This window comes from Algoriphagus halophilus, from assembly GCF_900129785.1.
Classification (GTDB): Bacteria; Bacteroidota; Bacteroidia; order Cytophagales; family Cyclobacteriaceae; genus Algoriphagus; species Algoriphagus halophilus.
The window spans coordinates 1,986,917-2,012,343 of sequence record NZ_FSRC01000001.1; the positions used below are offsets into that span (position 1 = coordinate 1,986,917).

A 25,427-nucleotide genomic window follows, 5' to 3' on the forward strand; every position below is an offset into this window, starting at 1 on the left:
TAAATACCGGGTAAACATCCCTGTCTACCCGGCAGCTATTTAATTTCTAGATGGAAATATTCCTTGAAGGCAAATGATATAATATATACCTAAGTAGGGGTTTCGAGTGTTCACTGGAATACTTCCTCCAGAATTCCCAATTGCACTCCCCCCCATGGTACTATTAGCTGTAGGTCCATAGGACATGACATCAAATGTATCACCTCCCCGCTCTATTTGAACTTGAGAATTTGCCAGGTAATTGTTTGCAGGTGAAGAGGCTGTGCCTGCAGCACCACTCACATTTAAAGTATGCGTATGGCTTGGCATATTTTGAGTCGTAAGGGTCACTGTCTCAGTTCCACTTCTTGCTCCCTGTCGAACATCAGATAGTCCGGGTCCCTGTCCAGGGCCAATCACTGTCCTACCTCTCAAATCCGGCAAGGCAAAAGTCGTTCTTCCGTCTCCCCCATAAATGGTTCCTATGATTGAAAATAATGCTGTATTTTGAGAGATAGGCAAGAGTTGGCCATTGCAAAACGCCCAAGTTCTAGGGGCAAAATTCCCTCCAAACATCCTGATTTCTCCTATTGTACCTTCCATGTTCTAAAAATTTAAGTTTAATGATTCAAATGATTTTAAGCGTATTAATTTCTTGAAGGGTAAAGCCCCTGTAGGCAAATAATGTAATTCGCTGCCAAATAGGGATTTCTGATATTGAATGGAATATTACCTCCTGAATTTCCTATCGCATTTGAAGCCATAGTAGCTGTAGGACTTGCTCCATAGGCATTGACATCATGTGGTGCCGCTCCTCGTTCCACTTGAACAGAGGATGCCGCAGGATAATTACCTACTGGTGTAGAGCTTGTACCTGCCGCATTACTTACATTCAATTGGTGGTTGTGGCTCGGTAGGTTTTGAACCGTTAACGTAACTTGCTCCGATCCAGATCTTGAACCTTGAGGGATATTTGGAAGCCCTGGACCTGTTCCTGGACTAATTGCAGCTCTACCTCTCAGATCCGGTAAAGCAAAAGTCGTTCTTCCATCACCACCGTAGATGGTGCCTAAAATCGAAAATAGTGCGGAATTTTGAGCAATAGCTAATAATTGACCATTGCAAAAAGCCCAAGATCTCGGAGCAAAATTTCCAGCGAAAATTCTTACCTCTCCTATCATTCCTTCCATATTCTAAAAATTTAAGTGTGTGTATAATTATTTTAAAGGTGCGATTCAAGTTTAATTCCTAGAGGGGAATATGCCGTATAAACAAATTATATAATTGATGCCTAAATAAGGGTTTTGTACAGAAACAGGAATGCTCCCTCCTGTAGATCCTACTGAATTAGCCCCCATTGTGGTATTTGGGGTAGGGCCGAAGGAATTTACATTAAATACATCCCCGCCTCTTTCAAGTTGTACCTGTGCATTAGCAGACACATTATTGGTCGGGGAAGCACTGGTACCTGGAGCATTCTGCACATTTAAGGCATGGTTATGATTTGGTAGATTTTGTATGGTCAGATTCACTGTATTTACACCTGCTCTTTGTCCCTGATTGATCGAAGATAAACCAGGTCCCTGTCCAGGGCTAATTGGTGCTCTCCCCCTCAAATCAGGTAATGCAAAAGTGGTTCTGCCATCTCCTCCATAGATAGTTCCTAAAATTGAAAATAAGGCCGAGTTCTGTGCAATTGCCAACAATTGACCGTTACATAAGGCCCATGATCTCGGAGCAAAATTCCCAGCAAATAGTCTGATTTCCCCTATAGTCGGTTCCATATTAAAAATTGTTTAATGAATGAAAATTTATACTTATATATTTTGGACCGGAAAAAAATTCCAAATCTTTAATCTCTCTTAAAACTATTGATCACACTTTCTTTCAATTCTATTTCAGAGTTATTTTCTTCTCTTTCTGATTGAATACTTAATAAAGTCTGCTTTCCTTGCTGATTGGGCAAAACCCACAAATTATTGGTCTTCGATGAGGTACAAGTAGCAAAGAAAACATCCACATAATCACTACTAGAAATCACATCTGCCCATGAACTTTTAGAATCCTTTAACTTTGGATCCGTTACTAGGCAGAAGACTTGCTCACATCCTAAGTCCCGCTTTAAAAAGTCTGCTTTTTTAGTTACAAATCGCATGGCCTGATCTACCGAATTGTAGGATTGTTCAAAATCAATCCCCAAAATTCCTACTCTTTTTCCAAGTCGGTTCGTAATCAAATAGTCCTTCACATACTCAGGCTTTTCTTTCAAACTAGAATTTACCCAAGGCAGACCAGAAGCATTAAGGTCACTGGCAATAATTTTAGCGTTTCCTCCATACAACAAAGCATCTATGGTCTCTTTTGACCCAAATTCCGAAAACTTGAAATTTCGTACATGGGTCAGAACTGTAAATCCTGACTTCAAGGTTTGGTTAATCGCTATATCTCCTTCTTTAAAAAACTTCAATGTCTTTAATCCCACGTGGATAATGGATGTTGCATCTTTACCAACTTCCATGGATTCCATACCCCAACTCAATCCTGGAATAGAAACAGCTCCAAAAACTAATGAGACTTTTTGTAAAAACTTCCTTCTCCTTACATCCATTTATTAAAAATATTAACTTCAAATCTTTAGAAAAATCAGAAAAAAAACTGGCAATCCCAAAATTATTCAATAACGTAAAAGTTAATATTATAGCTAATATCTTATTTATTGTGTTACGTTTCAACTAATAATTAAAAAAATATACATCGACACCTCATTTAAAGTTTAAACACCTAGTTTTTCATAAGATTTGACCCCCATTGCAGCTAATTTTTGTCCAGAAATTATCGTTCCTTCCAGCTGTAAAATATTTATTCTTAAATACTTCATATCTGTACAAAGGACGAATATCCCGTAATTGGGATCTGCATAAACAATGGAGCCTGGCGCAAAAATCCCGGTAATATTTACATCAGCAGGACTCACTTCCAAGATTTTGATTGGATTACCTCTAAAAGTAGTGATTGCTCCTCCATATTTAGGATTTGATGCATTGACCAAAGCCTCCACCTCATCCGCACGTTGCTTTTTCCAATCGATAGTTAAATTCTCCTCGGTAGGCTTAGACTTGGGTTTTAGATTTTCTTCAATGGGCTTTTTATCAAATTGAATTTGCCCGGCAAAGTAAGATTCCAATTTACTCGGAAAAGAGACAGAAAGACGAGATGCTAATAACCCATAAGGTTCTCCCGGAAAAACCGGAATAGGAAACTCAACTATTAATTCTCCTGAATCCCATTTCTCATTTATTTTATGAACACTGATCGTCACTACTTTCTCCTCATTCTGGATCGCCCAAAACAAAGGATCAGGCCCCGCAAATTCCGGGAGTTTTCCAAAATGTACATTTAATATACCCTCATTAAAAATTTCAAAAATACTTGCTGGAATTTTATATGAGAAGCCGAAACTGATACCCACATCTACCTGAAAATCGGAAAGCTTGGATGATAAAGCTTCCAATTCAGAATTTTCCCAATTAAAAACAGGGATATTCTCTCCTTTCAAATATTCAATCAAAAAGTCATTTGAATTAGGTTGATCAGTTCTTGAAACTACTCCTACTACTTCGTGAATATTTTTGAAATGTTGAATGGTAGGAATGCACCAGTTACTTTGGGTAAAAAATATAATTTTCATTAAAGGACAATTTTCTAAACCTGAAACTAATTGTATTAATTCAGCATACAAACTTAAATTTTCACTAAAAAAATAAAACCTAGATTCAAATTCTAGAAACTTCTATCAATCATGCTTAATTTCAAGCTTAATAAGTAAAATAAATTCATGCACAAACGTCACCTACTCTCCCCCCTTTTCACAAAAGCGCGGTTATTTCTAGTGTTCATTTTTTTATTAACAATTGAAGTAGAAGCTCAAATTTTTAGGTCTCCCCAAGAATTCACACATCAAGACACGCTACGAGGAAGCAATACCAAAGACCGCGCTTGGTGGAATTTGGAACAATATCATTTGGACATCAAAGTTGATCCCGAATCCAAGACGATCAAAGGTTCCAATACAGTCACCTATCAGGTCATTTCCGAATCCAAAAAGCTTCAAATTGAGCTTCAAGAGCCTATGATCTTGTCAAGAGCCATTCAAAATGGAGATGAATTGGAATTTGAAAAAGATGGTTATTCTTATTTGATCACTCTGCAAGATCCTCAGAACATCGGTGAAAGCTACCAAGTAGAACTTCAATTTGAAGGTTCTCCGGTCATTGCAGTAAGGCCTCCTTGGGATGGGGGTTTGACTTGGAGTCAGGACAGTAATGGACTTCCATTTATTGCAAATTCAAATCAAGGAATCGGGGCTAGTATTTGGTGGCCCAATAAAGACTACCCGGCAGATGAACCGGATAATGGAGTATTGATCTCAGTGGAAGTGCCAGAGAATTTAATGGATGTTTCCAATGGGAGATTGATCAACACCGAGCATAATAAAAAGGCTAAAACCAAAACTTACCATTGGGAAGTAAAAAATCCGATCAACAATTACGGGGTCAATATAAACATTGGAGACTATGTCCATTTTTCTGAAAAATACGAAGGGGAGAAAGGCATATTGGATATGGACTATTATGTACTAAGAGAAAACTTAGAAAAAGCGAAAAGTCAATTCAAAGATGCCACAAAAATGATGGAAGCCTTCGAACATTGGTTTGGACCCTACCCTTTTTACGAGGACAGTTACAAATTAGTAGAAACTCCCTACCTGGGGATGGAGCATCAGAGTTCGGTGACTTATGGTAATAATTATGCGAATGGTTATTTAGGAAGGGACCTAAGCGGAACTGGTTGGGGATTGAAATTCGATTTTATCATTATCCATGAATCAGGACATGAGTGGTTTGCCAATAACATCACTTACAAGGATGTTGCGGACATGTGGATTCATGAAAGCTTTACTGCTTACTCTGAAAATCTTTTTCTGGACTATTATTATGGAAAAGAAGCCAGCAGGGATTATGTATTGGGAACCCGTAAAAATATTAATAACGACAACCCCATAATAGGCCCTTATGGTGTCAATCAAGAGGGGTCAGGAGATATGTACTACAAAGGAGCAAATATGCTTCATACCATTAGGCAACTAGTGAATGACGATGAAAAATGGAGGGAGATCCTGAGAGGATTAAATAAAGAGTTTTATCATCAGACCGTTACCACTGAACAGGTAGAAACCTACATTAGCACTCAATCAAATATCAATTTATCATCTGTGTTTGACCAATATTTGAGAGATGTAAGGATTCCAATTTTCAGTTATTACATAGAAGGAAATAAATTGAATTTCAGATGGGAGAATTCCTTAATGACTTTTGATATGCCTGTCAAAATAAAATTGGGAACAGGTAAAGAACTTTGGCTAAAACCCACTACCCGATGGGCAAGTTTAGAATTGGATACTGGTGTTGAAAGATTGTCTGTTGATCCGAATTTTTATGTTGGAATGATGAATATTTCTGGTAAATAAATACCTTAATCTAAAGGAAATATGATTTAAAACATTCTGGTAAAAAAAACACGTCATAGAAATTCCAATGACGTGTTTTTTTTATTATTAAAGCTTTTGCTTCTATATTTCATTTTGAAACAATAACAATACCCCTGATTCCATATGCTTCAACTGTTTGAAAAAGCAAAACAAACTCCCCATAAAACAGCCATTGTAGCAGGGGGAAATCACTATTCCTATCAAACTTTATTAGAAAAGAGCGAGCAGATTTCCAGCTTTTTATTGGGTGAAGGGCAAGATCTTAGTCAAGAACGGGTTGCTTTTATGGTGGCTCCCGGATTTGATTACGTGGCTGTCCAATGGGGAATCTGGAGAGCCGGGGGTATTGCAGTTCCGCTATGCATCAGCTATCCTTTTCCTTCATTGCAGTACGTGATCGAGGATACGCAATCTAAATTTCTGATCGTAGGGCCTGAATATGAGTCCATCCTTCAACCCTACCGAAATCATTCAGAAACCAAATTCATAGCCTTGGGAGAAATGCAGAATAGGAAGGAAAAGCCTCTTCCCGAAATTGGGAAAAATCGGGGGGCAATGATTCTCTATACTTCCGGCACCACCTCTCTGCCCAAAGGGGTCTTAACCACCCATGCCAACTTGGAATCTCAAATCAGCACCCTGGTGAAGGCTTGGGCTTGGTCTTCGGAAGATTACATTTTGGAGCTTTTACCCCTTCACCATGTTCATGGAATCATCAATGTGCTATGCTGCGCCCTTTGGTCCGGAGCTACTGTTGAGTTTTTAAATCCATTTGATGCCAAACAGGTTTTTGAAATTTTCGAAGGGGGCAAACTCAATGTCTTCATGGCCGTCCCCACCATTTATTATAAACTCATTTCAGCATTTGAAAGCTATAGTCCCGAACGGCAAGCCGAATTAAAAAAATGCATGGAATCCTTCCGTTTGATGATTTCCGGTTCTGCTGCTTTGCCGGTAAGCGTCATGGAAAAATGGAAAGAGATTTCTGGGCATTATTTATTGGAGCGCTATGGCATGACAGAAATCGGAATGGCAGTCAGCAATCCCTATGATGGAGAACGAAGGGCAGGCCATATCGGTCAGCCTTTATCGGGAGTAGAACTCTGCCTATTAGATGAAGAAGGAAAACTGGTCAATCCGGGTGAACCAGGAGAAATTCACATCAAGGGTCCTTCTGTATTCAAAGAATATTGGGGCAAACCTGAGGCAACCCAAAAAAGCTTTACTTCGGATGGTTGGTTCAAGACCGGAGACATCGCAGTACTGGATGATGGGTATTACCGAATCCTGGGTAGAGACTCTATCGACATCATAAAATCCGGAGGATACAAAATTTCTGCCCTAGAAATTGAAGAAGTATTGAGAAAACATCCCTCCATAAAGGACTGTGGAGTGATCGGGATTCCCAATGAGGAATGGGGCGAATTGGTCGTTGCTGCTTTAGTTACTTCTGAAAAAATTGACCTGGAACAATTATCAACTTGGATGAGGGAACGAATGCCAGCCTATAAAACACCAAGGAGATACCTGGTCCTGGAAGAACTTCCAAGAAATGCCATGGGCAAAGTGACTAAAAATGAATTGAAGAAATTATTCTAACACCTATGATCATTTACGGACTTGCCATTCTTTCATTTTCATTTGTTGTCGGACAATGGTTAGGGGAACTCCTCGGAAAATTAATGGGGATTAATTCCAATGTTGGTGGGGTTGGTTTTGCCATGTTGATTCTGATGCTATTAAAAGAGGTTTTTGAACGAAAGGGTTGGTGGAAAGATGAAATGATTTTAGGAATAGATTTCTGGAATAAAATGTACATCCCGGTAGTCATAGCGATGGCCGCCAGCCTAAATGTTAAATCTGCGATTTCCAGTGGTAACCTGGCCATTTTAGTAGGAATCCTTCCTGTAGTTTTAGGTTTTGCCTTTTTCCCTTTTTTGATGAAAGCATTCAAGCAATAATACGATGGAGGAGCTTTTAAAAGTAATAGACAAAAACGCGTTGATCTTTGGTTTCTTAATGGTCGGAATCCTGGCTTTCTTTTCGGACCAATTTTCTAAGAAAGTCCTCCGCTCAAGAATCCCAGGTTCTGCAATAGCCATATTTTTAGGCTTGGTCCTAGGCTATGTAGGCGGGGTGTTTTCCGATGGATCCAAAGGCATTTCTGACATGGAACTTTTCAAGGGTGTCGGGATTTTGGGAGGCTCCATGTTTCGTGATTTTGCAATTGTTGCCACAGCCATGGGAGCAAGTTTCCTTTTGGTAAAAAAATCAGGGGTTCTGGGCTTGGTTTCTTTGCTTTTCGGTATACTGATCTTTTTTGTATCCGGAGTAGCTATCGCTTGGATTTGGGGTTACAGAGATGCCGTCAGTTTGTGCACCATAGGTGCAGGGGCCTGCACCTACATTGTAGGGCCTGTGACTGGAGCAGCATTGGGAGCAAGTTCAGAGGTGATCGCCCTGAGTATTGCAGCTGGAGTGGTAAAAACGATCGCAGTAACTGTTTTTACCCCCGTATTGGCCAAAAAAATAGGGCTGGATTCTCCAGGTTCAGCGATGGCCTATGGTGGGATCATGGGTACTTCCAGTGGGGTGGCTGCTGGACTTGCAGCAACTGATCCGAAATTAGTGCCTTATGGAGCCGTTACAGCTACCTTCTATACAGGGGTAGGTTGCTTACTTTGCCCTTCTCTATTTTATTATATCCTTACACTGTTCAGTTAATCATTGGGATGAATTGATTTTTTCCTCCTCTTTTTCATAGTTGAATATCTTACTGAAAACCAATATCTTACACAATACTCTATTTGAAATAGGGAGCTTTACCAAATGTTCAAATGAATTTTGAACCACTCACCAAATAAAAAACAAATAATGATTGGTCGATATCGTAATTTTGATATATGTCAAGATTAGGCCTCCCCAGTTTCATAGTATTTCTGAACCTGCTTTTTTGCTCATTCATCTCCAATGCCCAGTCCGGTATTTCTGGAATTGTCCACGATGCAAAAACCAATATTCCTTTAGAGTTTAGTAGTATTTCAGTTTATTCAGTTCCCGATAGTAGTTTGATCAATGGGAGTATTTCTGATGCCGGGGGATTGTTCGAACTGGATAAACTCAAACCTGGACCCTATTTTTTAAAAGTCAGCTTTATCGGGTACCATACCAAAGAATTACCTGTTTTTGAACTGGCCAAAAATGAAAAAAGAAATTTTGGAATCATTAGCTTGGATCCAGATGAAACCACCTTGGAAGGAATCGAAGTTCAAGGGCAAAAACTCAGCACCAATTTCCAACTGGAGAAGCAGAGTTATGCTGCCGATAATTTTCAAGCGGCGCAAGGGGGAACCGCCAGTGATATTTTAAAAAACTTACCGGGAGTAGCCATCGACGCGATGGGTACAATTACCATCCGGGGAACAAGCGGTTTTGTAGTCATGCTCAACGGAAAACCCATCCAATCAGATCCTATTTCTTTTTTGAGCCAATTGCCTGCGAATAGTATTGAAAAAATAGACTGGATTTCCTCACCTTCTGCTCAGTATGATTCGGAAGGCAAAGCTGGAATGATCAATGTCATTACCAAATCGGGGACTGCAGATGGTCTTTATGTCCAATTCAATTCCAGGTTAGGTTTTCCTCCCATAGAAAATTATGGCAATGCGGAGCGGGCAAAAAGATATGGAGCAGATTTCAATTTGAATTACCTCAAAGGAAAATGGGACATTTCTTTGGGAGCCAGCTATCAAAGAAATGACATTGCCGGAAGGCGTGTAGGAGATGTATATACTATTTCAGGGGATACCACTACCAGATTCCCTTCCCAAGGAGAAAGAAGTATTGATGAAAAAAATTATTCTGGGAGGTTTACCATCGGATTCAATCCTAACCCCGTGAATAGTTTCTCACTCGGGTTTTATGGGGCGGTCAGAGACAAGCTCCGGACTGCAGACATTTTATATGATGACAATCATGCTACAGTCAATGGTGAAAGGATTTACACGTTCCAATATTTCAATGCCAATGATCAAAGCCGACGGGGAGATGTGGCTTTGGGCAGCTTGGATTATGCCCATACTTTCGGAAATGAATCCAAAATCAGTAGTTCAATCCTCTATGAATATAGTATGTTGGGAGGTCCTACAAGTAACTTGAACCTGGATTATCCCGACCTCAGTAAGGTGTACCAAGAAGATTACAACACCAATGACAACCCACTTCATGGGGTGAGAGTCAATGTTGATTACAGTTTTAAACCATTGAATTTGGGACAGTTATTAGCGGGATACCAATTCAGAAGTCTGGACCATACCGGTGATTTTCTCTACGAAAGAAAAAATATTGAAACTGGTGAATTTGAGGTAATCCCTGAATTTTCCAGTACTGTGAATCTTACTAGAGCAATTCATGCAGGATATGTACAGTTGGATAAAAAAACAGAAAAATACAGTTATGGATTCGGGGTCCGGGTAGAACATATGGATAGATCTTTTGATTTGGAGGATCAAGCAGGAATCATCGATACTGTTTATCAATATGATTTTATCAGACCTTTTTTCAGTGGGAACATAGGGATTCCATTGAGTGAAAGTGTACAAGTCAAAGCAAATTTCAGCCAACGGGTAGAAAGAACCACCACCTTCAAAATGAATCCCTTTCCGGAAAGAGAGCATAGCGAAACACTGGAACAAGGAGATCCTAATTTACTTCCTGAGTTCATCAATCAGGTAGAATTGGGGATTGTAAAAACCTGGGATGCCAATAGTTTTTATGCTACAGCCTATCATTCTCGAGTAAAGAACCTGGTAAATCGGGTAAATACAGTCTACAATGACAGTATTTTGAATCGAATTTACTCCAATGTGGGAACCGGAAAATCTACTGGAGTTGACTTGGGAACCGAACTTTTTCCCACTGAATGGTGGAAACTCTTTGCTGGATTGAACCTGTACTATTATACCATCGAGGGTAGTTTTGATAACAAACCGGTCAATACCAGCAGTTGGGTTCATTCCTTTTCCATCAATACAACGTTTACACTTCAGAAAAACTGGAGTATTCAAGGGAACCTTAATTACCTATCCAAAAGAGTCACTGCCCAAGGAATAGACTCTAGATTCTACTTACCAAGCATGAACATCAAGAAGTCTTGGCTGGATAACCGCTTATCTGCCAATTTAATCTGGCAAAATATAGATATGGGGCTGCTCAAAACCAATGAACAGCGAATCACCACATTCCGGCCCGGAGAGTTTTATACCACCACCAATTATATACAGGAGGTAGACATGCTGATTTTGAACCTTTCTTACACATTAAACCGTTCCAAAAACAAAGCTAAATTTGTGAAAAGTGAATTCGGAGAAAAGGAATTTTAATCAGCAATCTAAATGAGTTCAATAGAGATAATGATCAAAAACATGGTCTGCCCAAGATGTATTGAGGCAGTAAAAGCCATTTTGGATGAAACAGATATTCCCTATCAACGTGTGGATTTAGGAAAAGTATCTCTCCATACACCCCTAGATCCTGAACAGGAACTTACCCTTTCCCAAGCCTTAACCCATCATGGATTTGAATTATTAAAAGGAGAAAAATCAGCGATGATTTCCAAGATAAAATCGCTTTTAATCGAACAAATTCATCATTCGGAACAAAAACTCTCAACAAACTACTCTGAGTTCTTGGCCAATCAGCTCCATCACGAATATTCCTATCTCAGTAGACTTTTTTCTTCGGTGGAAGGAATGACGATTGAGAAATATATTACGAGATTAAAAACAGAAAAAATCAAGGAATTCTTAATCTATGATGAATTAACCTTATCTGAAATCGCCTTTAAAATGGACTATTCCAGCGTCGCCTACCTATCCACTCAATTCAAAAAAGAGACCGGTATGACTCCTTCTGAATTCAAAAAAAGCAAAAGCAGCGTTAGAAAAAGTCTGGACAAAGTTTAATTTCTCCAAAACACTTTTCCTACATTTATTCATGGAGTTCCCTTTAGCAATCCGAACACTTTTCACGTATTTCAATAGCATCCATGTGATTTCCCCTGAGGCAGAACAGGCCTTATATGGAATATCATTTGAAATTGAAACTCCGAAAAACAAATACCTCCATGAAATCGGTCAAACATGTAGAACCTATTACTTTGTCAGTGATGGCTTGGCTAGAATCTATTATTTGAAGGACGGAACAGATGTGACGGAATATTTTGCCCATCCAAATGACATGATCATTCGGGCAGAAAGTTTATTCACAGGAAGGCCCAGCAAAAAAGCCATTCAAGCCTTGGAAAACACCTTATTCATCGGAATACCTGCTTCAAAACTGGAAGACTTATTTGATACCCACCCTGATTTAGAAAGACTCTTTAGGAAAATTCTGGAAGCTTCCTTTGTGGCCTATGTCAATCGTATGGAAAGCCTGCAATTTCATACTGCCGAAGAGCGCTACAAGCAACTGGTCAAGGACTATCCTCGCCTGTTGGAGAATGTCTCCTTGAAACATATTGCAAGCTACCTAGGCATTACCCAGGTCAGTCTGAGTAGAATCAGATCAAGCATCCGATGATTTTTTAACATTTGTAAAAGGATCAAGAACCCGGAAAGTTGAAATTTGCATCAAAATAAATTTCAATTGTCAGCTACAATCCTCGGTCTCAAGCATAACTGGAAACAGTTTACCTTATTGGTACTCGTCAATGGGCTAGTAGGCGCGATGCTGGGTATGGAACGCTCTATTTTTCCTCAGTTTGCCTCCGAAACCTTTCAGATAGATTCTAATTTTGCCCTTCTTTCCTTCATCACCGCATTTGGCTTTTCAAAAGCAGGCACCAACTATATTACCGGAAAATTTGCAAACAAGGTAGGCCGTAAAAAGCTACTCGTCCTCGGTTGGGTCATCGCCCTCCCGGTACCACTGATGTTGATTTTCGCTCCAAGTTGGACATTCGTCATCTTGGCCAACATCCTTTTAGGAATAAGCCAGGGACTTACTTGGGGAAGTACGGTACTGATGAAAATTGACTTGGTGGGAGAAAAAGAACGGGGATTGGCCATGGGTATGAATGAATTTGCGGGCTATTTAATGTTGGGAGTTTCCGCTTATTTCTCAGCGTACATCGCAGAAAACTATGGGGTGAGCCCCTACCCCTTTTACCTAGGGATTGCCGTGGCGATTACTGGATTGATCCTGTCTCTTTGTCTCGTGAATGATACCCATTCATTTGTCAAAAAAGAATCCAAAACAGTCACCAAAAAAAGAATCCAGGATGTTTTTGTCCAAACCTCTTTCAAAAACCCTACACTGAGCAGTATATCTCAAGCAGGCTTGGTCAATAATCTAAACGATGGAATGGTATGGGGGCTGTTACCGGTTTTTTTGATCAGTCATCAACTAGAGCTTGAAAAAGTTGGAATTGTTGCGGCAGTCTATCCTCTCGTTTGGGGAGTTGGCCAACTGTTTACCGGAAAGATGGCAGACCATTTCTCGAAAAAAAAGATGATCGTTTTTGGGATGTTGCTCCAAGGTCTGACCCTTCTGGTTTTGCCTGAATTTGTGGGTTACTATTTCCAAATTGGATTGATGGTTCTTTTGGGACTTGGAACCGCCTTGGTATACCCCACTTTTATGGCCTCTATCGCAGCTTTCACCCATCCCATGCAAAGAGCTGAAAGTATTGGTACTTTCAGGCTTTGGCGGGATTTGGGCTATGCGATCGGTGCAATTTTTTCAGGAATTCTTGCAGATCAATGGGGAATAGAAGTCAGTATTTATTTTATAGGTATTTTGACCATCCTATCCTCCCTAATCGTACAACTAAGAATGAAGCATTACTAATCCCAACACATGAACACGCAAAATCTTATAACATAAGATCAAAATTTCATAATAGGTCGGCTTTCATTTTTTCCGAAGTTTGTATCGTTCATCAATCTTGATTCATCATGACACAAACAGCCACATCAGAACATTTGACAAAAAAGACATTTCCGGTTACTGGAATGACTTGTGCAGCCTGTGCAAACAGTGTCGAGACCATATTATCCTATACGGACGGAGTAAAATCAGCTTCTGTGAATTTTGCTTCCAATACCGTTTTGGTGGAATATGATCAAGAACAAATACAAGCCGAAGGCTTAAATAAAGCCTTGACAGAAATTGGGTATGGACTCATCATTGGGGAAGAAAATTTAGAAGAGGCTGGAGAAAAAGCACAACATGAGCATTACCAACAAGTAAAAAAACAGACCATAGGAGCCGCCCTATTGACACTTCCTATTTTTATTTTAGGGATGTTTTTCATGCATTGGGAACCCGGAAAATGGATTTCCCTGGTATTGAGTATTCCAGTACTATTCCTATTTGGTCGTCACTTTTTTATCAACGCCTATAAGCAAGCCAAACATGGAAAAGCGAACATGGATACGTTGGTGGCCCTGAGTACAGGAATCGCATTTTTATTCAGTTTGCTAAATACCCTTTTCCCGGAGTTTTGGCTGGAACGAGGAATTACTCCTCACGTTTATTACGAAGCAGCGACAGTAATTATCACCTTTATCAGTTTTGGAAAACTCCTGGAAGAAAAAGCAAAATCAGGGACTACCACCGCATTGAAAAAACTGATGGGGCTTCAAGCAAAATCCCTAAAAGCCATCATTGATGGCAAAGAACAAGAAATCCCGATCGCTGAAGTAGCAGTCGGCTATGAAATTGTGGTAAGACCCGGTGAAAAAATACCGGTAGATGGTACTGTCCTTTCCGGAAATTCCTATGTGGACGAAAGTATGATCAGTGGTGAACCCATTCCCGTGGAAAAAAAGGAAAACGATCTGGTGTATGCAGGAACAGTCAATCAAAAAGGAAGTTTTCATTTCAAGGCTGAAAAAGTAGGTAGCGAAACCCTTCTTTCACAAATCATCAAACGGGTCCAGGAAGCTCAGGGAAGTAAAGCTCCTGTACAAAAACTGGCGGATAAAATCGCAAGTATTTTCGTACCTGCCGTCATTGGAATCGCCGTTATCACCTTTGCGACATGGATGATCCTGGGAGGAGACGATGCATTTACCCATGCCTTGTTAACCTCGGTAGCAGTGTTGGTAATTGCCTGTCCCTGTGCCTTAGGTTTGGCCACCCCTACCGCGATTATGGTAGGTGTAGGAAAAGGGGCAGAAAACAATATCCTGATCAAGGATGCCGAAAGTCTGGAATTGGCACATCATGTCAATGCGATTGTACTGGATAAAACAGGAACCATTACTGCCGGTAAACCCTCTGTATCCAATGCAAAATGGATTTCCAGTCAAACTGAACAGGATTTTGGTCCCATGTTATTGGCGATAGAATCAAAATCTGAGCATCCATTGGCAGAGGCTGTTTCAAAAAGCCTCAAAGAAAATAATCTGGAATCCGCTAAACTCCTTGACTTTCAAAGCATCACCGGAAAAGGAGCAACGGCAAAAAATGAGGATGGAATCACGTTCTTTGTTGGAAATGAAAGCTTACTCGACTCCCATCGGATAACCCTACCGGAAGAGTTTAGCAAGCTATCCATAAAATGGAAATCAGAAGCCAAGACCGTCATTTTCTTTGCAAATGATCAGGAACTCTTGGCCATACTTGCCATTACAGACGAAATCAAGCCTAGTTCCAAATCTGCTATTTCCCAATTAGTCCAGCAGGGTATCGAAGTCTTCATGCTTACGGGAGACAATCATCAAACTGCTGCAGCCGTAGCGAAACAGGTGGGTTTGACGGACTTCAAAGCAGAAGTAATGCCTTCTGATAAATCAGACTTTATCAAAGAACTCCAAAGTCAGGGGAAAAAGGTGGCCATGGTAGGTGATGGGATCAACGATTCAGAAGCCCTGGCACAGGCAGATGTCAGCATTGCAATGGGACATGGTTCTGACATTGCCATGGACGTGGCGAAAATGACGATTATTTCATCTGATTTAGAAGCCATACCCAAGGCATTAAAACTTTCAAAAATGACGGTTAATGGAATCCGACAGAACTTATTTTGGGCCTTTATTTACAACTTGATCGGAATTCCGATTGCGGCCGGCCTACTTTATCCTTTCAATGGATTCTTGCTCGACCCTATGATTGCAGGCGGTGCAATGGCATTCAGCTCTGTTTCGGTGGTTTTAAATAGCTTAAGACTCAAGGGCAAGAAATTGTAAATTCATTTTTAAAATTTGATAGAAAGTAGGTCAAAATAGTGCGAGTCCGAGCGGAACCGAGGATATTTTGAATCAAGTTAAAATATAGAAGTTGTCTGTCCGAGCGGAGTCGAGGACTTGGCTTCGACCAGCCTGACAATACTTATTCGCTTATTCATTAGAAAGGGATTGAAAAAACTCAAGTTTAATATTTATAAAATCAAAAACAGATCAATCATGAAAACTCAAAAATTCAAAACCAACATCAATTGTAGCAACTGCCTGGCCAAAGTTACCCCTGTTCTCAATGCGAATCCAAAAATTGAATCTTGGGGTGTAGATTTAGAAAGTGAGGATCGGATTCTGACGGTAGAATCTGAAAACATCACGCCAGAAGAAGTTTTTAAAACTGTTATCAAAGCAGGATTTATCGCCAAACCTGAATAAATTGGCCATAAATTCTTAGAATTCACATGAGAAACTTATTCTTAGCGCTGATTTTGTTCGGTGCGATCCTGAGCGTGAATGCACAAACCAACCTCGCTTTGCCTGTAGTGAAATCCAGTATCGGAGGCATCAATATCTATGGAAAACCCATAGACCAGCAAACTAGATGTCAGCATTGGCATTCTGAATTGGATGTGATTGCGATTAAATTTAAGTGCTGTGAAAAGTATTATCCATGTTTTTCATGCCATGAAGAGGAGGCTGATCATGAACCTAAAGTTTGGCCAAAATCGGAATTTGATTCCAAAGCAATATTATGTGGCGTCTGTGGAACAGAGTTAAGTATTTCTGACTATCAAAACAGCAATAATACCTGTCCAAAATGCAAGGCTGCTTTCAATCCTGGCTGCAGCAAACACTATCATTTGTACTTTGAAACAGAGGATCAAAAATAGAAGAACCCATTTGACAAAAATTTCGTAATTTTACAGCGTTGAAAAAGACCATTTCCATAGTGCTATCTCTCATCCTGCTCTTTTCGAGTATAGGTATGGCAAAATCCACCCACTTCTGTGGTGGACTGGAAATGCTATCTGAATTGTCTTTGAATGCTTCCCACATTAATTGTGGCATGGAGCAAAAAGCACCGGATTGTGACAGCAATGATGGAAAAGTCCATGTTCATCAGGATTCAGGCTGTTGTGATAATGAATTCGAGATACTTCAACTAGATGAAGATTTCAGCATTACCAAAGCTTCTTTCCACCTCAATTTGGACTTCGCATTTGCGCTGGTTCACACCTTTATACTTCAGGTTTCCCTAGAAGAAACTACCGCTACTACTTATTCAGATTACTCCCCTCCTTTTCTGAAACAGGACCATCAAGTTCTGTTTCAAACCTTTCTTATTTAAACATGGATGAAGTAAGGTTAGCGCCGCTAACCGAGATGTTACTGGAATAGAGCTCTGGTGATGTCTTTTATATTTTCTGGTCACTTATCAGATTCATCACATGTTAAATTCAATTATCAAGTATTTTCTTGAAAATAAACTGGTAACAGTTCTCCTACTGATCGCATTGATTGGTTGGGGAATCATTACGGCACCTTTTGGATGGAAAGTAGGTTCTTTACCTTCTGATCCAGTTCCAGTGGATGCCATACCAGATATTGGGGAAAATCAACAAATCGTATTCACCCCATGGGCAGGAAGATCTCCTCAGGACATTGAGGATCAAATCTCCTATCCATTGACCACCTATCTACTTGGAATTCCAGGAGTAAAATCCATACGTAGTTCCTCCATTTTCGGATTTTCCAGTATCTATATCATCTTCAATGAAGACATAGAATTCTACTGGTCCAGATCCAGAATATTAGAAAAACTCAATTCCTTACCATCCAGCTTATTGCCAGAAGGAGTCCAACCTGCTCTAGGACCTGATGCCACCGCTTTAGGACAAGTATTTTGGTACACCTTGGAAGGTCGTGATTCCAATGGAAATCCAACTGGGGGTTGGGACCTGCACGAAATTCGATCTGTACAGGATTTCTATGTCAAATATGCCTTAAATTCCGTAGAAGGGGTTTCCGAAGTGGCTTCAATCGGGGGTTATGTCCAAGAATATCAAATTGATGTAAACCCTGACGCGTTAAAAGCCTACAAGATCCCATTGGCCAAAGTCATGGATGCGGTGAAGAAATCAAACCGTGACGTAGGAGCCAAAACCATTGAAATCAACCAAGCGGAATACCTGGTCCGAGGTTTGGGATACGTCAAAAATATTTCGGATCTAGAAATGGCGGTTGTAGCCGTACAGGATAACGTTCCTATCCGAATTAAAGACATAGCCGTAGTGGGATTGGGTCCAGCTACCCGTCGAGGTGCTTTGGACAAAGACGGAGCCGAAGTGGTCGGAGGTGTGGTCGTTGCCCGCTATGGAGCTAATCCCTTGGCAGTGATTCAAGATGTCAAGTCAAAAATCACAGAAATCAGCTCAGGATTACCAAAGAAAACCCTTGCCAATGGGACAGAAAGTCAATTGACACTGGTTCCGTTTTACGATCGATCTACCTTGATCTCGGAGACGCTAGGCACTTTGGAGGAAGCCTTGACCTTGGAGCTATTGATCACGATTTTGGTAGTGATAGTAATGGTGTACAATCTTCGCGCTTCCTTATTGATTTCCAGCTTATTACCCATAGCAATATTAATGGTATTTATCGCCATGAGGTATGTTGGAGTGGATGCCAATATTGTAGCCCTTTCTGGAATTGCCATTGCGATCGGAACGATGGTAGACTTGGGAATTATCCTCTCAGAAAATATACTCAAGCATCTGGATGAAGCTCCTGAAGATCAAAAATTAATTGACACCATTTTCAAAGGTTCCTCGGAAGTAGCCACGGCTATATTGACCGCCGTTTCTACCACGATCGTTTCCTTTATTCCGGTGTTTACACTGGAGGCAGCAGAAGGAAAACTATTTGGTCCTTTAGCCTTTACGAAGACGTTTGCGCTAATAGCTGCATTGATCGTCTCTTTATTAATCTTACCGACGCTTGCCCATTGGTTTTTTGGGTTCAAAATCAAGGGAGATAAAACAAAAAGGTTCTTTCCTTTTGCCCTACTCCTTCTTGGCATCATCGCCCTGATTTTGGGTTACTCCTGGGCAGGAATCATGCTCCTGCTGTTTGGAGGTTTAGCTATTGGAAAACAGTATTTGGACTCCTCTAAAATTGTGCTGGATAAGCGCTCTTCTAAACTACTGAACAATGCCGAACTATTCTTAGTAGTGATTGGAGTAGTCTGGCTATTGGCAAAATACTGGCTTCCCCTGGGACCTTCAAAAAGTACGTTTACGAATTTCTTCTTTGTAGCCTTGATTGTAAGTCTGATTTTAGGAGCTTTTGCGGTTTTGGAACACTATTACAAACACATCCTTACCTGGTGTTTGAACCATAAAAAAGCATTTCTAAGCATCCCAACTGTACTTATTCTTCTTGCAGGAAGCATTTGGTTAGGATTCAACAGTGTTTTTGGCTTTATCCCCAAAGGTTTTGATGTAATCGGAGTAAACATACGTCCTTCCAACGTATGGGCCTACTTGACTCACACTTTCCCTGGAATCGGAAAGGAGTTTATGCCTTCACTGGATGAAGGAAGCTTTTTGTTGATGCCTACTTCAATGCCCCATTCAGGTATTGAGTTTAACGGAAATGTCGTTTCTCAGCTTGACATGATGCTTACAAATATTCCAGAAGTGGAGTTGACGGTGGGCAAGTTGGGAAGAGTGGAATCAGCCCTGGATCCCGCACCTATCTCCATGTATGAAAACGTCATCAACTATAAACCTGAGTACGTCCTGGATGAGGATGGATATAGGGTACGTTTCATGACCGATGAAAACAATCGATTTATTCTCTCCTCTGGTGATACTTTAAGTAATGAGGAAGCGATCGCACAAGGAGTGAAAAATACGGAATTGATTCCGGATGAAGATGGACTTTATTTCCGAAACTGGAGAAGCCAGATTAATTCTCCAGATGACATTTGGAATGAAATCGTCAAAGTCACCAAGATTCCGGGAGTAACTTCCGCCCCAAAGCTCCAACCAATTGAGACAAGATTGGTAATGCTTCAAACTGGTATGAGAGCTCCGATGGGTATTAAAGTATATGGTCCTGACCTACAGACCATTGAAACATTTGGCTTAAAGTTAGAAAGCATCTTAAAAGAAGTGCCTTCTGTGAAAGCTGAAGCCGCGTTTGCAGATCGTATCGTAGGTAAACCTTACTTGCTATTAAACATTAAACGAGATGAAATTGCCCGCTATGGATTAAATATTGAAGACGTACAGCAAACGATAGAAACAGCAATTGGCGGCATGAATATCACGAACACGGTGGAAGGCAGAGAGCGCTTTCCTGTACGGGTTCGCTATCCAAGAGAGCTCAGAGATGATCCTGAATCATTGGGTAAAATCTTGATCTCCACGCCTACTGGAGCCCAGATTCCCTTGGTACAGATTGTGGATTTTGAATACCAACGAGGACCTCAAGCCATCAAAAGTGAAAACACATTTTTGGTAGGCTATGTATTATTTGATAAGCGAGAGGGTTTCTCCGAAGTGACCGTGGTCAATGATGCCCAACGAATGATTCAGGAAAGAATTGATTCAGGTGAACTTCTGGTCCCAGCTGGAGTAAGCTTTAAGTTTTCAGGAAGTTACGAGAACCAGGTGCGTGCTGAAAAAAGGCTATCGATCATCGTACCCGTAGTACTGGGATTGGTCTTCTTGATCCTATATTTCCAGTTCAAATCAGTAACCACTTCGCTTATGGTATTCACAGGTATAGCCATGGCTTTTAGCGGTGGATTCATGATGCTTTGGTTCTATGGACAAGATTGGTTTGCCGATTTCAGCCTGTTCGATACCAATATCAGAGAGTTATTCCAAATGCAAACCATCAATCTAAGCGTGGCTGTTTGGGTGGGTTTCATTGCTCTTTTCGGAATTGCGACAGATGATGGGGTATTGATGGCTACGTATTTGGATCAAAGCTTTGATCGAAATAAGACCAACACCCTGAAAGGGATCCGGGCTGCGGTAGTCGAAGCTGGACAGCGAAGAATCAAACCGGCTGTCATGACTTCAGCAACCACCATCATTGCCTTGTTACCTATCTTAACCTCTACAGGCAGGGGTTCTGACATCATGATTCCTATGGCCATTCCTGCTTTCGGCGGCATGTTAGTAGCAGCCATTACTTATTTCATTGTTCCGGTGCTATACAGCATCCGTGAGGAATATAGACTCAAAAAGATCAGCAAATGAAATCGAGCTATAAAAAATTAGAGATTGATAGGAACCCATTGAATGCAAAGTTCAATGTGACCAAAAACAGCAGTTTTGATCCTATTAGGAACTGGACAATCACAGTTCTTCTGGTCATCTTCACTGGGTTTCATTCATTTGGACAAAGTTTAGATGACTATTTGAAAATAGCAGCCGAGAATAATCCAGGGTTAAAAGGTAGCTATAAAGAGTTTGAAGCAGCACTTCAGAAAGCCGCACAGATCAGAAGTTTACCGGATCCAACCCTGTCATTTGGGTACTTTATCTCCCCTGTTGAAACCCGGGTTGGACCACAAAGGGCAAGATTATCCCTCAACCAGATGTTTCCTTGGTTTGGTACGTTAAAATACTATGGGACTGGCTCGGAGGCTATGGCAGAGGCGAAATTCCAAGCATTTACCGATGCCAAAAACAAGTTGTACTTCAAGGTAATTTCTGCTTACTACCCCTTGTATGAGCTGAATAAGTTCATTGAAATTGAGGAGCAAAACATTGAAATTCTCAAAAACTATAAAACACTGGCAACCAGTCAATTTTCGAATGGAAACGGGGCCATGGTAGATGTCCTGAGAGTGGATATTATGCTGAAAGATGCGGAAACCAACCTGGGTATTCTGGAAAAGCAACGTAGCCCTTTGGTTACCCGATTCAACAATTTGCTTAATCGGGAAGAAGAGGAGCCGGTGGAAGTAGCCAATGAGTTGGAAGATGTCTTGGTGCAAGAAGACTACCGAAGAGATTCATTATTGGAAAACAACCCCACCCTCCAAGAGTTTGACTTCAAAATCAAGGCAAGCCATGCCAACGAAATGACTGCTGCCAGCCAGGGAAAACCCAAGATTGGGGTTGGGTTGGATTATGTCATCATAGGAAAAAGAGAAGATATGATGGTAGATGATAATGGCAAAAATGCATTGATGCCCATGGTTTCCATGAGTTTGCCCATCTTTTCAGGAAAATACCAGGCTGCAAAAAAAGAGGCAAAATTGATGCAGGAAGCCTACCAGTTTCAAAAGGAAGAATTTGAAAATGAATTACTGAGTACCTATGATCAACTGGACTTTCAAGTCTCTAAACAACAAGATTTGATTCGCTTGTATGAAGCACAAATCAAGCAGACTCAACAGTCTCTGGACTTGCTTTATACTGCTTATTCCAATTCAGGAAAATCATTTGAGGATGTACTTCAAATGCAACAGCAGCTATTGAAATATCAAAAATTGAAAGTGTCTGCTGAAACAGCACTAAAAATAAACATTGCGGAAATAGATTATATCACTGCAAAAACATTAGACCAATGAAAAAGCTACAAATAAACGTTTTGGTCATTGCTATCGGCATGTTATTCATCGGAATACTTGCAGGATACCTCATCTTCAGAAATGACAGTCCTTCTCAAGATGAACACCAACATGATCTTACTGAAGTAAATGGCGTATGGACCTGTTCCATGCACCCACAGATCCGTCAGAATGAACCGGGATCCTGTCCCATCTGCGGAATGGACCTGATTCCTGTAGAGAATGAGGAAGAAAATTTGGATCCCATGGCCATCAGCATGTCCCCTACCGCCATGCAATTAGCCAATGTGCAAACTGCGATAGTCGGAGGATCAGATGCTTCAAAATCAATTAAACTGACCGGGAAAATCCAGTCTGATGAACGGAAAATCTTTACTCAGACCACCCATATTCCTGGCAGGATTGAGCAATTAACCGTCAATTTTACAGGAGAATACATCTCCAAGGGACAGGTCATTGCCTATGTTTATTCTCCTGAGTTGGTCACCGCTCAACAGGAACTATTGCAAGCAGCAAAAATCAAAGACTCCCAGCCACAATTATTTCAGGCCGCAAAAGAGAAGCTGAGAAACTGGAAATTATCAAGCAGCCAAATTGATCAGATTATTGAATCAGGAAACCTCCTTCACAACTTTCCAATCAACGCTAATAGTTCAGGATATGTAACTGAAAAATTGGCCAATGCCGGAGACTATGTGTCGCTTGGACAGCCTCTATATACGGTTTCCGATCTTTCCAAAGTTTGGGTTCTTTTTGATGTGTATGAATCCGATCTAAATTGGATCAAAAAAGGCGATGAGGTCGAATATTCAGTCCAATCCATTCCTGGCAAGACTTTTTCCGGGAAAATCAGTTATATCGATCCTTTGATTGATCCTTCGACCAGAGTTGCCCAAGCGCGGGTTGAGGTAAGCAATTCCGATCTAAGCTTGAAACCAGAAATGTTTGTTTCTGGTACGATTAAGAGCGAGTCTAAAAGCAGTAATAATTCGATGACTGTTCCCAAATCCGCGGTATTATGGACAGGAAAAAGATCTGTAGTATATGTGAAATCAAGTTCTGAACGAGGAATTAGTTTTAACCTTCGGGAAGTGACCTTGGGACCTGCTTTAGGAGAAAGTTATGTCATTGAAAGTGGGCTGAATGAGGGAGAGGAAATCGCCATCAATGGTACTTTCAGTATCGATGCAGCTGCACAATTAGCGGGTAAACCCAGCATGATGAGCCCAGATGGCGGTGCACCTATGACAGGACATGACCATGGAAATATGGAAGGAAGCAGCATGCCTTCCAGCACCAACCTTACCATCAGTGAAAATGCAAAAAAGGCCTTGAAACCTGTGTATGATCAATATTTACTGCTAAAAGACAAATTAACGCAAGATGATCTGGAGGCAGCCAAAGAGGCAGCGTCAAAGATGGATGCATCTTTGAAACAAGTGAACATGGCTTTATTCACAGGAGAATCTCACAACCTATGGATGGGCTTTGACAGTAACTTGAAAAAAGCCTTACAAACTGCACAATCCGCAAAATCAATAGAGGAGTTGAGAAAGAGCTTTCAACATCTTTCTATGGAAATGGTGACCATGACTGAACAGTTTCATGCATATACAGGCACTTTATATGTGCAGCATTGCCCAATGGCAGATAGCAATAAAGGAGCAGATTGGTTGAGCCTAGACCAGAATATTGTCAACCCCTACTTTGGACAATCCATGCTAACCTGTGGAGAGGTTACCAAAACATTGAACTAATCACCCAATCTATACTTGTAAATTATGCGTAAAAACAATCAATATTATACCAGAAAAATCCACCGCTTTCTAGGGGTCTTCATTGGAATCCAGTTTTTCCTTTGGACCATCAGTGGATTATATTTCAGCTGGACAGATATTGATGAAATCCATGGAGATCATTTTCACAATGAGCACATGATGCATCAGTCAGCAGAAAATCTAATTGAACCTGGAAAATTGGACTCCAGCCTCCAGATTTCAACTCTTGAACTGCGATTTGTCAATCACCAACCTTATTACTGGGTTAACTCCAAATTGCTTTACAATGCTCAGACAGGTGAACTTAAACCTGAGGTAACAGAAGAAGAAGCAAAGGAAATAGCCCAGATCTATGTAAAGGGAGATTTGGGGATCAAATCGGTAGAATACCTGACTGAAACCGGAGCTCACCATGAATTTCGGGGAAGACCATTGCCTGCTTGGGCGGTACACTACGACCACCCGGAAAACCTAGTAGCCTACATAGATGCTAAAAGTGGAAGTTTTGAACGAGTGCGACATAGAAGCTGGAGATGGTTTGATTTTCTCTGGATGTTCCATACCATGGATTATGCAGGAAGAGACGATTTCAACAACCTGCTACTTAGAGCATTTTCATTATTCGGCTTAGCCACAGTGGCTTCTGGATTCACTTTGTTCTTTATGACGCAAAAAAAGAAAAGAAAACATACTAAATAAATAATAAATCAATTAAACATGAAAAATCTAACTAAAACTCTATTAATTGCAATGACAATCAGCTTGGCTTTTGCCTGTAAGCAAAATGATCAAACTGAAGGGAATGAAGAGCACATGAACCATACAGAAGAAATGGATCATGAGAATCATGACACAATGGACCATGGCTCCAATTCAGGATCCATGGCATCTGTTTCATTTGAAGACAAGCAGGTTTCTGAAGCTGTAAATGCCTATTTAGGTTTAAAGGATGCCTTGGTGGAAACAAATGGAGAAAAAGCCAAAGAAGCTGCAAATGAACTGCTATCCATTTTAGGAAACTCCAGCATTGAAGGAAAATCTGAAATGGAAGTTGAGGTAAAGAAAATTGCCGAGACTACAGATACAGATGCTCAGAGAGTATCATTTGATGTGGTTTCAAACCAAATGATTCAATTGGTTAAGAGTTCTGTATTGACCGAAGGAAAATTATACAAGCAATATTGCCCTATGGCAAAAAACAATGAAGGTGCATTTTGGTTAAGTGTTTCCAATGAAATAAGAAACCCTTATTTCGGAGATAAAATGCTAAAGTGCGGTTCAGTTGAAGAGGAAATTTAAATCTTACCCTTTTTTTAACTTAACGCCTGAGCCCCAGATTTATC

General features: G+C 40.6%; 22 protein-coding genes. 17 read left to right on the forward strand and 5 right to left on the reverse strand.

Annotated features, from left to right (window positions below; genetic code table 11):
* Positions 1–39: 39 nt before the first annotated feature.
* From BUR11_RS08420 to BUR11_RS08440, 5 genes are all read right to left on the reverse strand, one after another.
* A complete protein-coding gene (locus BUR11_RS08420) occupies positions 40–582 on the reverse strand; it encodes a phage tail protein (RefSeq protein ID WP_074224392.1) in 543 nt (180 codons plus the stop codon).
* A 44-nt stretch (positions 583–626) separates the two neighbouring features.
* Positions 627–1,169, reverse strand: a complete 543-nt coding sequence (locus tag BUR11_RS08425) for a phage tail protein (protein ID WP_074224393.1) — start codon at positions 1,167–1,169, stop codon at positions 627–629.
* Between the two features lie 51 nt (positions 1,170–1,220).
* A complete protein-coding gene (locus tag BUR11_RS08430) occupies positions 1,221–1,763 on the reverse strand; it encodes a phage tail protein (RefSeq protein ID WP_074224394.1) in 543 nt (180 codons plus the stop codon).
* 68 nt (positions 1,764–1,831) lie between these two features.
* The gene (locus BUR11_RS08435; RefSeq protein WP_074224395.1) at positions 1,832–2,587 is read right to left on the reverse strand and encodes a hypothetical protein; all 756 of its coding nucleotides are present in this window, start codon (positions 2,585–2,587) and stop codon (positions 1,832–1,834) included.
* Positions 2,588–2,752: 165 nt separating this feature from the next.
* The gene (locus BUR11_RS08440) at positions 2,753–3,667 is read right to left on the reverse strand and encodes a methionyl-tRNA formyltransferase (RefSeq protein ID WP_143185882.1); all 915 of its coding nucleotides are present in this window, start codon (positions 3,665–3,667) and stop codon (positions 2,753–2,755) included.
* Positions 3,668–3,814: 147 nt separating this feature from the next.
* Here BUR11_RS08440 and BUR11_RS08445 point away from each other — a divergent pair, with 147 nt between their 5' ends.
* The 17 genes from BUR11_RS08445 (at position 3,815) to BUR11_RS08525 (ending at position 25,383) form a co-directional block, all read left to right on the forward strand.
* Positions 3,815–5,506, forward strand: a complete 1,692-nt coding sequence (locus BUR11_RS08445) for a M1 family metallopeptidase (RefSeq protein WP_074224397.1) — start codon at positions 3,815–3,817, stop codon at positions 5,504–5,506.
* Between the two features lie 144 nt (positions 5,507–5,650).
* The gene (locus BUR11_RS08450; RefSeq protein WP_074224398.1) at positions 5,651–7,126 is read left to right on the forward strand and encodes an acyl-CoA synthetase; all 1,476 of its coding nucleotides are present in this window, start codon (positions 5,651–5,653) and stop codon (positions 7,124–7,126) included.
* Between the two features lie 5 nt (positions 7,127–7,131).
* The gene (locus BUR11_RS08455; protein ID WP_074224399.1) at positions 7,132–7,488 is read left to right on the forward strand and encodes a malonate transporter subunit MadL; all 357 of its coding nucleotides are present in this window, start codon (positions 7,132–7,134) and stop codon (positions 7,486–7,488) included.
* A gap of 4 nt (positions 7,489–7,492) precedes the next feature.
* Positions 7,493–8,251, forward strand: a complete 759-nt coding sequence (gene madM / locus BUR11_RS08460; protein ID WP_074224400.1) for a malonate transporter subunit MadM — start codon at positions 7,493–7,495, stop codon at positions 8,249–8,251.
* A 179-nt stretch (positions 8,252–8,430) separates the two neighbouring features.
* Positions 8,431–10,908: a TonB-dependent receptor domain-containing protein gene (locus BUR11_RS08465; protein WP_074224401.1), complete on the forward strand. Its 2,478-nt coding sequence runs from the start codon at positions 8,431–8,433 to the stop codon at positions 10,906–10,908.
* Between the two features lie 12 nt (positions 10,909–10,920).
* On the forward strand, positions 10,921–11,490 hold the full coding sequence (locus BUR11_RS08470; RefSeq protein WP_074224402.1) for a helix-turn-helix domain-containing protein: 570 nt from the start codon (positions 10,921–10,923) through the stop codon (positions 11,488–11,490).
* A 31-nt stretch (positions 11,491–11,521) separates the two neighbouring features.
* Positions 11,522–12,106: a Crp/Fnr family transcriptional regulator gene (locus BUR11_RS08475; RefSeq protein WP_074224403.1), complete on the forward strand. Its 585-nt coding sequence runs from the start codon at positions 11,522–11,524 to the stop codon at positions 12,104–12,106.
* A 66-nt stretch (positions 12,107–12,172) separates the two neighbouring features.
* Complete coding sequence (locus tag BUR11_RS08480) at positions 12,173–13,375, forward strand: MFS transporter (protein WP_074225177.1); 1,203 nt, start codon at positions 12,173–12,175, stop codon at positions 13,373–13,375.
* 107 nt (positions 13,376–13,482) lie between these two features.
* Entirely contained in the window at positions 13,483–15,720 is a 2,238-nt protein-coding gene (locus BUR11_RS08485; protein WP_074224404.1) for a heavy metal translocating P-type ATPase, read from the forward strand.
* 216 nt (positions 15,721–15,936) lie between these two features.
* Complete coding sequence (locus tag BUR11_RS08490; RefSeq protein ID WP_074224405.1) at positions 15,937–16,146, forward strand: heavy-metal-associated domain-containing protein; 210 nt, start codon at positions 15,937–15,939, stop codon at positions 16,144–16,146.
* Positions 16,147–16,172: 26 nt separating this feature from the next.
* On the forward strand, positions 16,173–16,601 hold the full coding sequence (locus tag BUR11_RS08495; protein ID WP_084560893.1) for a CHY zinc finger protein: 429 nt from the start codon (positions 16,173–16,175) through the stop codon (positions 16,599–16,601).
* Between the two features lie 38 nt (positions 16,602–16,639).
* Positions 16,640–17,059, forward strand: a complete 420-nt coding sequence (locus tag BUR11_RS08500) for an HYC_CC_PP family protein (protein ID WP_074224406.1) — start codon at positions 16,640–16,642, stop codon at positions 17,057–17,059.
* 100 nt (positions 17,060–17,159) lie between these two features.
* Entirely contained in the window at positions 17,160–20,984 is a 3,825-nt protein-coding gene (locus BUR11_RS08505; protein WP_074224407.1) for an efflux RND transporter permease subunit, read from the forward strand.
* On the forward strand, positions 20,981–22,306 hold the full coding sequence (locus BUR11_RS08510; protein ID WP_084560895.1) for a TolC family protein: 1,326 nt from the start codon (positions 20,981–20,983) through the stop codon (positions 22,304–22,306). Before BUR11_RS08505 ends, BUR11_RS08510 begins: the two co-directional genes overlap by 4 nt.
* Positions 22,303–24,063, forward strand: coding sequence for an efflux RND transporter periplasmic adaptor subunit (locus BUR11_RS08515; protein ID WP_074224408.1), 1,761 nt, complete (start codon positions 22,303–22,305; stop codon positions 24,061–24,063). The genes BUR11_RS08510 and BUR11_RS08515 overlap by 4 nt, the downstream gene beginning before the upstream one ends.
* 24 nt (positions 24,064–24,087) lie before the next feature.
* On the forward strand, positions 24,088–24,783 hold the full coding sequence (locus BUR11_RS08520; RefSeq protein WP_074224409.1) for a PepSY domain-containing protein: 696 nt from the start codon (positions 24,088–24,090) through the stop codon (positions 24,781–24,783).
* Between the two features lie 18 nt (positions 24,784–24,801).
* Positions 24,802–25,383, forward strand: a complete 582-nt coding sequence (locus BUR11_RS08525) for a DUF3347 domain-containing protein (RefSeq protein WP_084560896.1) — start codon at positions 24,802–24,804, stop codon at positions 25,381–25,383.
* The last annotated feature ends 44 nt before the right edge of the window (positions 25,384–25,427 follow it).

Coding starts and splice junctions, on each gene's coding strand:
- BUR11_RS08450 (WP_074224398.1), top strand. CDS start 5,651: ATGCTTCAACTGTTTGAAAAAGCAAAACAAACTCCCCATAAAACAGCC.
- madM (WP_074224400.1), top strand. CDS start 7,493: ATGGAGGAGCTTTTAAAAGTAATAGACAAAAACGCGTTGATCTTTGGT.
- BUR11_RS08520 (WP_074224409.1), top strand. CDS start 24,088: ATGCGTAAAAACAATCAATATTATACCAGAAAAATCCACCGCTTTCTA.
- BUR11_RS08510 (WP_084560895.1), top strand. CDS start 20,981: ATGAAATCGAGCTATAAAAAATTAGAGATTGATAGGAACCCATTGAAT.
- BUR11_RS08440 (WP_143185882.1), bottom strand. CDS start 3,667: ATGAAAATTATATTTTTTACCCAAAGTAACTGGTGCATTCCTACCATT.
- BUR11_RS08445 (WP_074224397.1), top strand. CDS start 3,815: ATGCACAAACGTCACCTACTCTCCCCCCTTTTCACAAAAGCGCGGTTA.
- BUR11_RS08430 (WP_074224394.1), bottom strand. CDS start 1,763: ATGGAACCGACTATAGGGGAAATCAGACTATTTGCTGGGAATTTTGCT.
- BUR11_RS08505 (WP_074224407.1), top strand. CDS start 17,160: ATGTTAAATTCAATTATCAAGTATTTTCTTGAAAATAAACTGGTAACA.
- BUR11_RS08525 (WP_084560896.1), top strand. CDS start 24,802: ATGAAAAATCTAACTAAAACTCTATTAATTGCAATGACAATCAGCTTG.
- BUR11_RS08475 (WP_074224403.1), top strand. CDS start 11,522: ATGGAGTTCCCTTTAGCAATCCGAACACTTTTCACGTATTTCAATAGC.
- BUR11_RS08485 (WP_074224404.1), top strand. CDS start 13,483: ATGACACAAACAGCCACATCAGAACATTTGACAAAAAAGACATTTCCG.
- BUR11_RS08495 (WP_084560893.1), top strand. CDS start 16,173: ATGAGAAACTTATTCTTAGCGCTGATTTTGTTCGGTGCGATCCTGAGC.
- BUR11_RS08425 (WP_074224393.1), bottom strand. CDS start 1,169: ATGGAAGGAATGATAGGAGAGGTAAGAATTTTCGCTGGAAATTTTGCT.
- BUR11_RS08515 (WP_074224408.1), top strand. CDS start 22,303: ATGAAAAAGCTACAAATAAACGTTTTGGTCATTGCTATCGGCATGTTA.
- BUR11_RS08490 (WP_074224405.1), top strand. CDS start 15,937: ATGAAAACTCAAAAATTCAAAACCAACATCAATTGTAGCAACTGCCTG.
- BUR11_RS08420 (WP_074224392.1), bottom strand. CDS start 582: ATGGAAGGTACAATAGGAGAAATCAGGATGTTTGGAGGGAATTTTGCC.
- BUR11_RS08470 (WP_074224402.1), top strand. CDS start 10,921: ATGAGTTCAATAGAGATAATGATCAAAAACATGGTCTGCCCAAGATGT.
- BUR11_RS08455 (WP_074224399.1), top strand. CDS start 7,132: ATGATCATTTACGGACTTGCCATTCTTTCATTTTCATTTGTTGTCGGA.
- BUR11_RS08435 (WP_074224395.1), bottom strand. CDS start 2,587: ATGGATGTAAGGAGAAGGAAGTTTTTACAAAAAGTCTCATTAGTTTTT.
- BUR11_RS08465 (WP_074224401.1), top strand. CDS start 8,431: ATGTCAAGATTAGGCCTCCCCAGTTTCATAGTATTTCTGAACCTGCTT.